The following is a 12,183-nucleotide window of genomic DNA, read 5'->3' on the forward strand; positions in this document are numbered from 1 at the left end:
CTGTCCGGATTTTCATGCCGGAATTCGATGAAGGATACGATTGCCATGCCGTCCAGCGCACGCCCCTATCGCGGCGTCTTCCCCGTCGTCCCCACCATCTTCACTGAATCGGGAGAGCTGGACCTCGACGGTCAGAAGCGCTGCGTCGACTTCATGATCGACGCCGGCTCCAGCGGCCTGTGCATCCTCGCCAACTTCTCCGAACAGTTCGTGCTGACCGACGACGAGCGCACGGTGCTGATGGAGACGATGCTGGCCCATGTCGCCGGCCGGGTGCCGGTGATCGTCACCACCACCCATTTCAGCACCCGCGCCTGCGCCGAGCGCAGCCGCCGCGCCCAGGAGTTGGGGGCCGCGATGGTGATGGTGATGCCACCCTATCACGGCGCCACCATCCGCGTGCCGGAAGCCGGCATTGTCGAGTTCTTCCAGCGGGTGTCCGATGCCATCGACATCCCGATCATGATCCAGGACGCGCCGGTCAGCGGCACCGCGCTGTCCGCCCCGCTGCTGGCGCGGATGGCGCGGGAGATCGCGCAGGTTTCCTATTTCAAGATCGAGGTGCCGCAGGCGGCGGCCAAGCTGCGCACGCTGATCGAGTTGGGCGGCGACGCCATCGAGGGACCGTGGGACGGCGAGGAGGCGATCACGCTGCTGGCCGACCTCGATGCCGGTGCGACCGGGGCGATGACCGGCGGCGGTTATCCCGACGGGATTCGGCAGATCGTCGACCCGTATCTGGCGGGCGACCGCGAAGCGGCGGTGGCGGCCTATGGGCGCTGGCTGCCGCTGATCAACCACGAGAACCGCCAGTGCGGCATCGCCACCGCGAAGATCCTGATGAAGGAGGGCGGCGTCATCAAGTCCGACGCGATGCGCCACCCGCTGGCCAATCCGCATCCGATGAGCCGCGAGGGGTTGCTGGACGCGGCGCGGCGGCTCGATCCGCTGGTGCTGCGCTGGGGGCGGTAGGTCGTCGCGGCGGGTGCCCCCTCCCCATCCCTCCCCCGCCTTTGGCGGTGGAGGGGGCAGGATGCTTGGTGGCGTGGCTTGAATGCCGAAGCGGCGGCAGTCCCCTCTCCCGCGAAGCGGGGGAGGGTTAGGGAGGGGGCAAAACGCCCCGACGAAGGAGACATCATGACCATCACCGGCGAGATGCTGATCGGCGCGAGCGCCCACCGCGGCAGCGAAGGCGATTTCCGCGCCGTCGACCCCGCCACCGGCGAGGCGCTGGAGCCCGTCTTCGGCGGCGGCGGCGCGGCCGAGGTGGAGCGCGCCTGCGCCCTGGCCTGGGCCGCCTTCGATGCCTTCCGCGAAACCGGCCTGGAGCAGCGCGCGACCTTCCTGGAGACCGTCGCCCAGAACATCCTCGACATCGGCGACGACCTCATCACCCGCGCCATGGCCGAAAGCGGACTGCCGCGGGCCCGGCTGGAGGGCGAGCGCGGCCGCACCGTCGGCCAGCTCCGCCTGTTCGCCCAGGTGGTGCGCGAGGGCAGCTGGATCGAGCCCCGCATCGACCCGGCGCTGCCGGCGCGCACCCCGCTGCCGCGTGCCGATATCCGCCAGCGCCACATCCCGCTCGGCCCGGTCGCGGTGTTCGGCGCGTCGAACTTCCCGCTCGCCTTCTCGGTGGCCGGCGGCGACACCGCCTCGGCCTTCGCCGCCGGCTGCCCGGTGGTGGTGAAGGGCCACGGCGCCCATCCCGGCACCTCCGAACTGGTCGGCCGCGCCATCCAGGCGGCGGTCGCCTCCTGCGGCCTGCCCGAGGGCGTCTTCTCGCTGCTGTTCGGCACCGGCAACGAGATCGGCACGGCGCTGGTCGCCGATCCGCGGATCAAGGCGGTGGGCTTCACCGGCTCGCGCCGCGGCGGGCTGGCGCTGATGGAGGTGGCGTCCAAGCGGCCGGAGCCGATCCCCGTCTATGCCGAAATGAGCAGCATCAACCCGGTCTTCCTGATGCCAGCGGCGCTGGCATCCCGCGCCGACGCGCTGGGCAAGGCGTTCGTCGCCTCGCTGACCATGGGCGCCGGGCAGTTCTGCACCAACCCCGGCATCCTGTTGGGCCTGGAAGGGCCGGACCTCGACCGCTTCGTGGCGGCGGCGGTGGACGCTCTCGGCGGCTGCGCAGCGTCGACCATGCTGACGCCGGGCATCCACGCCGCTTATGACGCCGGTGTCGCCAAGCTGGCCGGCAGCGGCGAGGTGACGGCGCTGGCGCGTGGTCTGGCCTGCAGCGGGCCGAACCAGGCGCAGGCCGCCTTCTTCACCACCACGGCGGACGCCTTCCTGGCCGACACCGAATTGCAGGAGGAAGTGTTCGGCGCCGCCTCGCTGCTGATCCGCTGCCCCGACGTGGCGGCGATGAAAGCGGTGGCGGAAAAGCTGGAGGGTCAGCTGACGGCGACCTTGCAGATGGATGCGGAGGATAAGGCGGCAGTGGCCGGGCTGATCCCGACGCTGGAGCGCAAGGCCGGCCGCCTCCTGGCGAATGGCTGGCCGACGGGGGTGGAGGTCTGTCACGCGATGGTGCATGGCGGCCCGTTCCCGGCGACGTCGGACCCGCGCAGCACCTCGGTCGGCACGCTGGCGATCCGCCGCTTCCTGCGCCCGGTCTGCTATCAGGACATTCCCGCCGACCTGCTGCCGGAGGCCTTGCGCGACGGCAACCCGCTGGGGCTGTGGCGGCGCATCGACGGAACGCTCGGACAGGACTGACCGACACCAGCAACCCGCAACGGCTGCGTCAGAGGGAGCGCTGACGCAGAGCAAACCGTCGGAACCGGCCGCGTGCCGGGTTCGGCGGTCGGGGACGGCGTGCGTCCGCGCAACGCCGAAGCACCGCTCCCACACACGGTATCGAAGCAAGAACAAACCGCATTAAGAGGAAACCCTGATGGTGAGATCCGCTCTGCTGCTTGGCGCAGCCACCCTTTCGCTCGTCTCGGTCCTGGGAACCGGCCCGGCCTTCGCCCAGGCGAAGTTCGACGTGGTCATCGGCGGCGACGCCTATTTCGAGGCCGGCTATGTCGACCAGGACCGTGATGCCGGCCTGCGCTCCACTGAGTTCCGCAACCGCCTGCGCCTGCTGGTGACGCCGAAGGCCAAGGCCGACAACGGGCTGGAATACGGCGCCCGCCTGCGCCTGCTGGCGGAGAACGGCGCCAACAACGCCCGCACCACCGGCTATGACCGCGCCTTCCTGTTCGTCAACGGCAGCTTCGGCACCGTGCATATGGGTGTCGAGAACGGCCCGTCCGACGACAGCGGCATCATCGCCCCGTCCGACTGGGGCACCGGCGGCGTCGACGGCTCCTTCCCGTCCTGGCTCGGCAACAGCGCGGCCAACTCGCCGGTCACCATCGGCAACATCCGCGCCCTGATCTCAGGCAACCCTGCCACCCGCGCCACCTACTGGACGCCGGAGATCGCCGGCTTCAAGCTCGGCGCCTCCTACCAGCCGTCGTCGGACAGCAGCGGCACCGACGTCAACCGCTCCAAGTTCGCGCTGGCCTCGGCCAACCGCACCGGCGCCTATCGCGACGTCTACGAGGTCGGCGGCACCTACACCAACAGCTTCGGCGGCGTCGCGGTCAATGCCAGCCTGTTCTACCTGGGCGGGAAGGCCAAGGATTCCAGCATCACCGGGGCGAGCTTCGACGATCTGTCCTCCACCCATGCCGGCCTGACCGTGGCCTATGGCGGGCTGAAGGTCGGCGGCAGCTATGCCTGGTCGGGCGACAGCGGTTATGCCAAGTCCAGCACCGCCGGCATCGTCAGCCGCGAGAAGCAGGACGTCTGGACCGCGGGCGCGCAGTACACCTTCGGGCCCACCACGCTGGGCGTCGGTTACCTGAACGCCAAGGATGCCGGCGACCTGACGGTGCGCGGCCGGACCAAGTTCGAGCTGATCACCGTCGGCGCCAAGTATGTGGTCGCCCCCGGCTTCGCCATCGGGCCGGAATACAACCACTTCAAGCTCAGCTCCGACGTCGCCGCCAACAGCGACAAGGGCGACATGTTCCTGGTCCAGGCGAACCTCGCTTTCTAAGGGCTTCGTCTTCCGATAAGGGCCGGTTGACGTCCTGGTCCCTTTTCCTTCGGCTTCGCGCCGTCCGCGGTGTTGCTCTCCATCCCGCCGCGGCGGTTGCGTCCCGGCGCGCTCTCCCTCGGGTGCGTCGGCCCTGTTCCGGACAGGAGCAGGGTCACCTCACGGCCGGGCGGCCTTGCGCTGCCCGGCCGTTTTTTCGACCTGGGTTTGGGCCTGATTCCGAGCCATCCATATCCTTTTCGGCATCATGCAGGTCGAGAATCGTATTGGACAGTTATGGTTCTGTGTACTTAAAGTAGGCATGACGAACAATTTCGGACCGGGCTGCGATCAGGAAAATTCCTCGCCCCGTCCCGTCGCCCGCCTTCATCCAGCAAGCACCGCCATAAAACCTCGCCATAAAACCTCAGGGAGTGAAACGGATGTCCAGGAAATGGGTGATCTCCGCCGCCACCGCCGCCGCGGCGCTGTTCATCGGGTTGGGCGCCGTCCAGGCCGCCGATGCCAAGAAGCTGGTCGTCGGCTTCTCGCAGATCGGTTCGGAATCGGGCTGGCGCGCGGCCGAGACGAAGACCGCCAAGACGGAAGCCGAGAAGCGCGGGATCGACCTCAAGATCTCCGACGCCCAGCAGAAGCAGGAGAACCAGATCAAGGCGGTGCGGTCCTTCGTCGCCCAGGGCGTCGACGCGATCTTCATCGCGCCGGTGGTGGCGACCGGTTGGGATTCGGTGCTGAAGGAGGCCAAGGAGGCGAAGATCCCGGTCATGCTGCTCGACCGGCAGATCGAGACCAAGGACCCGAGCCTCTACATGACCGCCGTCACCTCCGACACCGTGCATGAAGGCCGGGTGGCCGGGGAATGGCTGGCCAAGAAGACCGGCGGCAAATGCGCGGTGGTGGAGCTGCAGGGCACCGTCGGCTCCTCGCCCGCCATCAACCGCAAGAAGGGCTTCGACGAGATCGTCGCCAAGAATCCGGGGATGAAGATCATCCGCACCCAGTCCGGCGACTTCACCCGCGCCAAGGGCAAGGAGGTGATGGAAAGCTTCATCAAGGCCGAGAATGGCGGCAAGGGCATCTGCGCCGTCTATGCCCACAACGACGACATGGCCGTCGGCGCCATCCAGGCGATCAAGGAAGCCGGCCTGAAGCCGGGCCAGGACATCCTGGTCGTGTCGATCGACGGCGTGCCCGACATCTTCAAGGCGATGTCGGAAGGCGAGGCGAACGCCACGGTGGAGCTGACGCCGAACATGGCCGGCCCGGCCTTCGACGCGCTGATCGCCTACAAGAAGGACGGCAAGATGCCGCCGAAATGGATCCAGACGGAATCGAAGCTGTTCACGCCCGACACCGCCAAGGAAGAGTATGAGCGCCGCAAGGATGCCTACTGATCGGGGGTGAGGTTCGAACTCCCTCTCCCGTCCCGGGAGAGGGAAGGGGCCCGCCGCGTAGCGGTGGGAAGGGTGAGGGGTGTTCCAAGGAGCCATGCGGTTCGGGATTCTTGGGATTCTTGGAATCCCCCTCACCCTCCCCGCCTTCGGCGGGTCCCCTCCCTCTCCCGGGACGGGAGAGGGCTGCGTCTTCCCACACATTTCATCGCGCTTCCGGCGAGGTCCGTCATGACGGCATCCACCGCTCCCCCTTCCGCGCCGCTGCTGGCGATCCGCGGGCTGTCCAAGGCCTTCCTCGGCGTCCAGGCGCTCGACGGCGTCGACTTCACCCTGCGCCATGGGGAGATCCATGCCCTGCTCGGCGAAAACGGCGCCGGCAAATCGACGCTCATCAAGACGCTGACCGGCGTCTATCAGCGCGACGGCGGCAGCGTGGCGCTGGAGGGGCGGGAGATCGCGCCGCGCGGGGTGGAGGAGGCGCAGCGGCTGCACATCGGCACCGTCTATCAGGAGGTGAACCTGCTGCCGAACCTGTCGGTGGCGGAGAACCTGTTCCTGGGGCGCCAGCCGATGCGCTGGGGTCTGGTCGACCGTGGCGCCATGCGGCGGCGGGCGCGGGCCATTCTGATGCCCTACGGCCTGTCGATCGACGTGACGGCACCGCTCGGGCGCTTTTCGGTGGCGACGCAGCAGATCATCGCAATCGCGCGGGCGGTGGACATGTCGGCCAAGGTGCTGATCCTCGACGAGCCCACCGCCAGCCTGGATGCGCAGGAGGTGGCGGTGCTGTTCAAGGTGATGCGGACCCTGCGGTCGCGCGGGATTGGCATCGTCTTCGTCACCCATTTCCTCGACCAGGTCTACGAGGTCTGCGACCGCATCACCGTGCTGCGCAACGGCCGGCTGGTGGGCGAGCGGCGGACGGCCGAGCTGCCGCGCCTCGACCTCGTCGCCATGATGCTGGGGCGGGAGCTGGAGGCGGCGGCGCACCGCATCGACCTCGGCCCGGCGGAGGTGGACAGCCGTCCGCCGCTGGCGAGCTTCAAGGGATTCGGCAAGTCGCGCAGCGTCGAGCCCTTCGATCTCGACATCCGCCCCGGCGAGGTGGTGGCGCTGGCCGGTCTGCTGGGATCGGGGCGGACCGAAACGGTGCGGCTGGTCTTCGGCATGGACCGCGCCGACCAGGGCGAGGCGACGGTGGACGGCCGCAAGGTGCGGCTGAAGGGGCCGCGCGATGCCGTGCGGCTCGGCTTCGGCTTCTGTCCGGAGGACCGCAAGAAGGAGGGCATCGTCGGCGAGCTGTCGGTGCGGGAGAACATAATCCTGGCGCTCCAGGCGCGGCAGGGCTGGCTGAAGCCGATCCCGCGCCGCCGGCAGGAGGAGATCGCCGACCGCTTCATCCGCCTGCTCGACATCCGCACGCCGGACGCCGAACGGCCGATCCAGTTGCTGTCGGGCGGCAACCAGCAGAAGGCGCTGCTGGCGCGCTGGCTGGCGACCGAGCCGCGGCTGCTGATCCTCGACGAGCCGACGCGCGGCATCGACGTCGGCGCCCATGCGGAGATCATCCGCCTGATCGAGCGGCTGTGCGCCGACGGCATGGCGCTGCTGGTGGTGTCGTCGGAGCTTGAGGAGATCGTCGCCTACAGCCGCCGCGTGGTCGTGCTGCGCGACCGCCGCCATGTGGCGGAATTGAGGGGAGGGGAGGTCAGCGTGGAGCGTATCGTCGCCGCCATCGCGTCGGAGACGCCGGCCGCCGGATCGGGTGTAGAGGTGCGGCAATGACGCTGTCCGCTCCCGGCCCGTCGCGCAACCTGCCGCAATATGGCGCGCTGATCGCCGTTCTCCTGGCCAATTGGCTGCTGTTTCCCGATTTCTTCGCCATCCGCCTGCAGGACGGCCGGCTGTTCGGCAGCCTGATCGACGTGCTGAACCGCGGCGCCCCGGTGGCGCTGCTCGCCATCGGTATGACGATGGTCATCGCCACCCGTGGCGTCGATCTGTCGGTGGGCGCCGTCATGGCGATCTCCGGTGCGGTCGCCGCAACCATGACCGGTGCCGGATGGGGATTGCCGGCGGTGCTGGCGGCGTCGCTGGCGGCCGGGCTGCTGTGCGGGCTGTGGAACGGGCTGCTGGTGGCGGTGCTGCGCATCCAACCGATCATCGCCACCCTGATCCTGATGGTTGCCGGCCGCGGCATCGCCCAGCTGGTGACGGAGGGACAGATCGTCACCTTCACCAGCCCGGCGCTCGCCTTCATCGGCGGCGGGTCCTTCCTGACCGTGCCGATGCCGGTGGTCATCACCATCGCGCTGCTGGCGGTCACGGCCCTGCTGGTGCGGGCGACGGCGCTGGGGCTGATGATCGAAGCGGTCGGCATCAACCGGCTGTCCAGCGCCGGGGCCGGCGTCAACACGCCGGTGGTGCTGGTCGCCGTCTATGTCTGGTGCGGGCTGTGCGCGGCGGTGGCCGGGCTGATCGTCACCGCCGACATCCGCGGCGCCGATGCCAACAATGCCGGGCTGTGGCTGGAACTGGACGCCATCCTGGCGGTGGTGGTCGGCGGCACGTCGCTGCTGGGTGGGCGGTTCGGACTGGTGCTGTCGGTGGTGGGCGCGCTGATCATCCAGGCGATGAACACCGGCATCCTGCTGAGCGGCTTCAAGCCGGAATTCAACTTGATCGTCAAGGCGGGCGTCCTGCTGGTCGTCCTGCTGCTGCAATCGCCGACGCTGACCCTGTTCCTGCCGGCGCCTAAGGGGGCGCGGCCGATGGCCAGGGTCAAGCCGCCGGTGGCGCCGACCAGCGGAGGGGCGAAACCATGACCAGTGCACTCCAGCGGTTTCTTCCCCTGATCGTCACCACCGCGGTGCTGGTGGTCGGGTTCCTGCTGTGCGCGGCGCAGTTCCCCAACTTCGCCTCCTGGCGGGTGGTGGGCAACCTTCTGACCGACAATGCCTTTCTCGGGATCACGGCGGTCGGCATGACCTTCGTCATCCTGTCCGGCGGGATCGACCTGTCGGTGGGGGCGGTCATCGGCTTCACCACCGTGCTGCTGGCCGTGCTGATCGAGCATGGCGGCTGGCACCCGCTGGCCGCCTTCGCCGTCGCGCTGATCGCCGCCGGCGGCTTCGGCGCGGCGATGGGTGGGGTGATCCATGTCTTCCAGATGCCGCCCTTCATCGTCACGCTGGCGGGCATGTTCATCGCCCGTGGCCTGGGCTTCGTCCTGACCACCGATTCGGTGCCGATCAACCATCCGCTCTATGGCGAGCTGAACGACATCGCGCTGCGCTTCGGCGCCGGGGGCAAGCTCAGCCTGCCGGCGATGCTGATGCTGGGGGTGGTGGTCGGCGCCGTGGTGCTGGCGCACTGGACCCGCTTCGGCGCCAACCTCTACGCGCTGGGCGGTAACCGGCAGTCGGCGGAGCTGATGGGCGTGCCGGTGGGGCGGACGACGGTGGCGGTCTATGCGCTGTCGGGGCTGCTGGCCGGGCTGGCGGGGATCGTCTTCTCGCTCTACACTGGCGCCGGCTATTCGCTGGCGGCGACAGGGGTGGAGCTGGACACCATCACCGCGGTGGTGATCGGCGGCACCCAGTTGACCGGCGGCTATGGCTATGTCGTCGGCACCTTCGTCGGCGTGCTGATCCAGGGGCTGATCCAGACCTACATCACCTTCGACGGCACCTTGAGCAGCTGGTGGACCAAGATCGCCATCGGTGTTCTGCTGTTCGTCTTCATCCTGTTGCAGAAGGGTCTGCTGACGGTCTGGGCCGGCCGCGGCGGCGAACCGGCGGAGGCGTGATGCCCATCGAGAGTTTCCTGTTCGATACCGTCGAGGGGCGGCCGGTGGAGGGGTTCATCCTGTCCGCTGGCGGGCCGGAGGCGACCGTCATCGCCCATGGCGCCCGGCTGGTGCGGATGCTGGTGCCCGGCCGCGACGGGACCAAGGCGGACGTGGTGCTGGGCTTCGACCGCGTGGCCGATTACCTGACGAGCGACGCCTATTTCGGTGCCACCTGTGGCCGCTACGGCAACCGCATCGGCGGTGCGGCCTTCGCGCTCGACGGTGCGCGCCATGAGTTGGCCGTCAACGAACCGCCGAACCAGCTGCACGGTGGGCCGGAAGGGTTTGACCGCCGGATCTGGGACGCCAAGGTTGATGAGGCGGAGAACGCCATCACCTTCACACTGGTCTCTCGGGATGGCGACCAGGGCTATCCGGGGACGCTGACGGCGGGCACGCGCTACCAGCTGAGCGACGACGGGGTGCTGGACATCCGCATGACGGCCGTCTGCGACCGGCCGACGATCGTCAACATCGTCCATCACAGCTATTGGAACCTCGGGGGCCATGCGTCCGGCGACCTGCGCGACCATCGGCTGGCGGTGCAGGGCGGTTTCACCACGCCTGTCGGTGCCGACCTGATCCCGACGGGAGAGGTGCGGCCGGTGGACGGCACACCCTTCGACCTGCGCGGCGGGGTGGGGCTGGGCGAGGCGCTGGAGGCGGTCGGCGGCTTCGGCTTCGACCACAACTGGTGCCTGGACGGGCCGGCGGGGGAACTGCGGCCGGTGGCGGTGCTGGAGCATCCGGCGTCCGGCCGGAAGATGGAGCTGGCGACCGACCAACCGGGATTGCAGGTCTATAGCGGCGGCTATCTCAGCGAAAAAATCGTGGGGAAGAGTGGCCAGCCCTACCGCCGCTTCGCCGGGCTGGCGCTGGAGAGCCAGCGGTTTCCCAACAGCCCGAACATCGGCCATTTCCCGTCGGCGCGGCTCGATCCCGGCGAGACCTACCGGCACCGGATGCAGCTGCGATTCGGGACGGGGTGAAGGGAAGCGGGGAACCGTCCGGCGGCTTGCGGGGTTCATCGAAGGGCATGGCAGCGGTTCCGCTGCCGGTCCCGCGATGCCGCTCCACAACGCCGGAAGGAAAGCTCGACATGGCCGCGATGCCGGACGCCGCCCGCCCAGACTCCGCATATCAGGCTGGCCGGACTCCGGCCGGCCCGGTTCTGGTGCCCGGCCGGACCTGCTGGCGGATCGAAAAGGCGGATCGGGTGGCGGTCATCATCGATGCCGCCGCCTATTTCGCCCGGATCAAGGCCGCCATCCTCCATGCCCGCCACACGGTGATGCTGATCGGCTGGGATTTCGACACCCGGATCAAGCTGGAGCCCGACGACCCGATGCCGGGCGTGCCGAACGAGCTGGGCGATTTCCTGTCCTGGATCGTCCGGGTGCGGCCGGAGCTGACCATCAATGTGCTGAAATGGGACCTGTCGATCCTGAAAATGCCGTTCCGGGGCGGAACGCCGATGGTGTTGCTGGACTGGATGACCAGCCGGCGCCTGCGCTTCCGCCTCGATTCCGCCCATCCGCCGGGCGCCTGCCACCACCAGAAGATCGCCATCATCGACGATGCGCTGGCCTTCTGCGGCGGCATCGACATGACCACCGACCGCTGGGACACGCCCGACCACCGCGACGGCGATCCCCGCCGGGTGCGGCCGAACGGCGAGGCCTACGGTCCCTTCCACGATGTGACGACGGCGGTCGACGGGGAGGCCGCGCGGGCGCTGGGTGACCTGGCACGGGAGCGCTGGCGGCGCGCGACCGGCGAGGAACTGGCCCCGCCGCCGCCGACCAAGGCGCACTGGCCCGAGGACCTGACGCCGGACTTCCGCGACATCCCCGTCGCCATCGCCCGCACGGATCCGATGGCGGACCATGAGGGAACGCAGAAGACGGGAAAGCGCGGCGTGCGCGAGATCGAAGCGCTGTATCTTGCCGCCATCGCCGCCGCGCGCGATTTCATCTACCTGGAAAGCCAGTATTTTGCCTCGCAGAAGATCGTCGGCGCCATCATCGACCGGCTGTCGGAGCCCGACGGGCCCGAAGTGGTGGTGATCAATCCCGAACGAACGCCCGCCTGGGTCGAGGAGGAGTCGATGGGCAGCGCCCGCTCGCTGCTGCTCCAGCGCCTGCACGAGGCCGTCGCCCATCCCCGCTTCCGTATCCTCTCGCCGGTGACCGAGGGCGGCGAGGGCATCTATGTCCATGCCAAGGTGCTGGTGGTCGACGACCGGCTGTTGCGGGTGGGGTCGTCCAACATCAATAACCGGTCCCAGGGGCTGGACACCGAATGCGACCTCGCCATCGAGTGCGCCCCGGGCGAGCGGCCGGAGGTGTGCCGCGCCATCCGCTCCGTCCGCACCCGTCTGATGGCGGAGCATCTGGGGGTCGAAGTGGAGGAGGTGGAGCGGACGGAGGAGGCGACCGGATCCCTGACCGCCACGGTGGACCGGCTGATCCGCACCTCCGGCCGCTCGCTCCGCCCGCTGGAGCCGCAACCGCTGACCGAGACGGAACGCAAGCTGGTGGAGGAACGCCTGCTCGACCCCGACCGGCCGGAGCCGATGGCGGAGACGATCCTGCGCGGCGCGACGGTGTTCGGCGACGTGAACCGGACGGCATGGCGCATCGGCGCCGGGGTCGCAGCGGGCGCGGCGGTGGGGGTCGGACTGGCCCTTCTGGCCCGCCGGAACGGGCTTGGGAAAAATTTTCGCGGCGAGTGAATTCTCCGCTTGCGGGCCGCGATCCATCCCGCTACATAAGCGCTCCCCGCGGCGCCCAACGCGGTGCGGGGAAAGCGCTTGTGGCGGAACTGGTAGACGCGCTAGGTTCAGGTCCTAGTGGCTGAAAGGCCGTGGGGGTTCGACTCCCTCCAAG

General features: G+C 68.9%; 9 protein-coding genes. All 9 read left to right on the plus strand.

The genetic code is table 11. The features are described 5' to 3' along the window. Positions 1 to 45: 45 nt before the first annotated feature. The 9 genes from TSO5_RS07475 to TSO5_RS07515 all read left to right on the plus strand — a co-directional run bounded on the left by TSO5_RS07475 (position 46) and on the right by TSO5_RS07515 (position 12,029). Positions 46 to 972 (plus strand): dihydrodipicolinate synthase family protein, encoded by a 927-nt coding sequence (locus tag TSO5_RS07475; protein ID WP_199230827.1) that lies wholly within the window; start codon positions 46 to 48, stop codon positions 970 to 972. A gap of 165 nt (positions 973 to 1,137) precedes the next feature. After that, on the plus strand, positions 1,138 to 2,718 hold the full coding sequence (locus tag TSO5_RS07480; RefSeq protein ID WP_199230828.1) for an aldehyde dehydrogenase (NADP(+)): 1,581 nt from the start codon (positions 1,138 to 1,140) through the stop codon (positions 2,716 to 2,718). A 178-nt stretch (positions 2,719 to 2,896) separates the two neighbouring features. Beyond that, a complete protein-coding gene (locus tag TSO5_RS07485; protein ID WP_109151009.1) occupies positions 2,897 to 4,051 on the plus strand; it encodes a porin in 1,155 nt (384 codons plus the stop codon). 422 nt (positions 4,052 to 4,473) lie between these two features. Then, the gene (ytfQ, locus tag TSO5_RS07490) at positions 4,474 to 5,445 is read left to right on the plus strand and encodes a galactofuranose ABC transporter, galactofuranose-binding protein YtfQ (protein ID WP_109151010.1); all 972 of its coding nucleotides are present in this window, start codon (positions 4,474 to 4,476) and stop codon (positions 5,443 to 5,445) included. 228 nt (positions 5,446 to 5,673) lie between these two features. Further along, complete coding sequence (gene ytfR / locus TSO5_RS07495) at positions 5,674 to 7,230, plus strand: galactofuranose ABC transporter, ATP-binding protein YtfR (protein WP_109151011.1); 1,557 nt, start codon at positions 5,674 to 5,676, stop codon at positions 7,228 to 7,230. Next, positions 7,227 to 8,270 (plus strand): ABC transporter permease, encoded by a 1,044-nt coding sequence (locus TSO5_RS07500; protein ID WP_109151012.1) that lies wholly within the window; start codon positions 7,227 to 7,229, stop codon positions 8,268 to 8,270. Before ytfR ends, TSO5_RS07500 begins: the two co-directional genes overlap by 4 nt. Beyond that, on the plus strand, positions 8,267 to 9,253 hold the full coding sequence (gene yjfF / locus TSO5_RS07505; RefSeq protein ID WP_109151013.1) for a galactofuranose ABC transporter, permease protein YjfF: 987 nt from the start codon (positions 8,267 to 8,269) through the stop codon (positions 9,251 to 9,253). The genes TSO5_RS07500 and yjfF overlap by 4 nt, the downstream gene beginning before the upstream one ends. After that, entirely contained in the window at positions 9,253 to 10,284 is a 1,032-nt protein-coding gene (locus TSO5_RS07510; RefSeq protein ID WP_109151014.1) for an aldose epimerase family protein, read from the plus strand. Before yjfF ends, TSO5_RS07510 begins: the two co-directional genes overlap by 1 nt. Positions 10,285 to 10,394: 110 nt before the next feature. Then, positions 10,395 to 12,029 carry a phospholipase D-like domain-containing protein gene (locus tag TSO5_RS07515; protein WP_199230829.1) on the plus strand — a complete coding sequence of 545 codons (1,635 nt, stop codon included), beginning with the start codon at positions 10,395 to 10,397 and terminating at the stop codon, positions 12,027 to 12,029. Positions 12,030 to 12,183: the final 154 nt, after the last annotated feature.

The organism is Azospirillum sp. TSO5 (assembly GCF_003116065.1).
GTDB lineage: Bacteria > Pseudomonadota > Alphaproteobacteria > Azospirillales > Azospirillaceae > Azospirillum.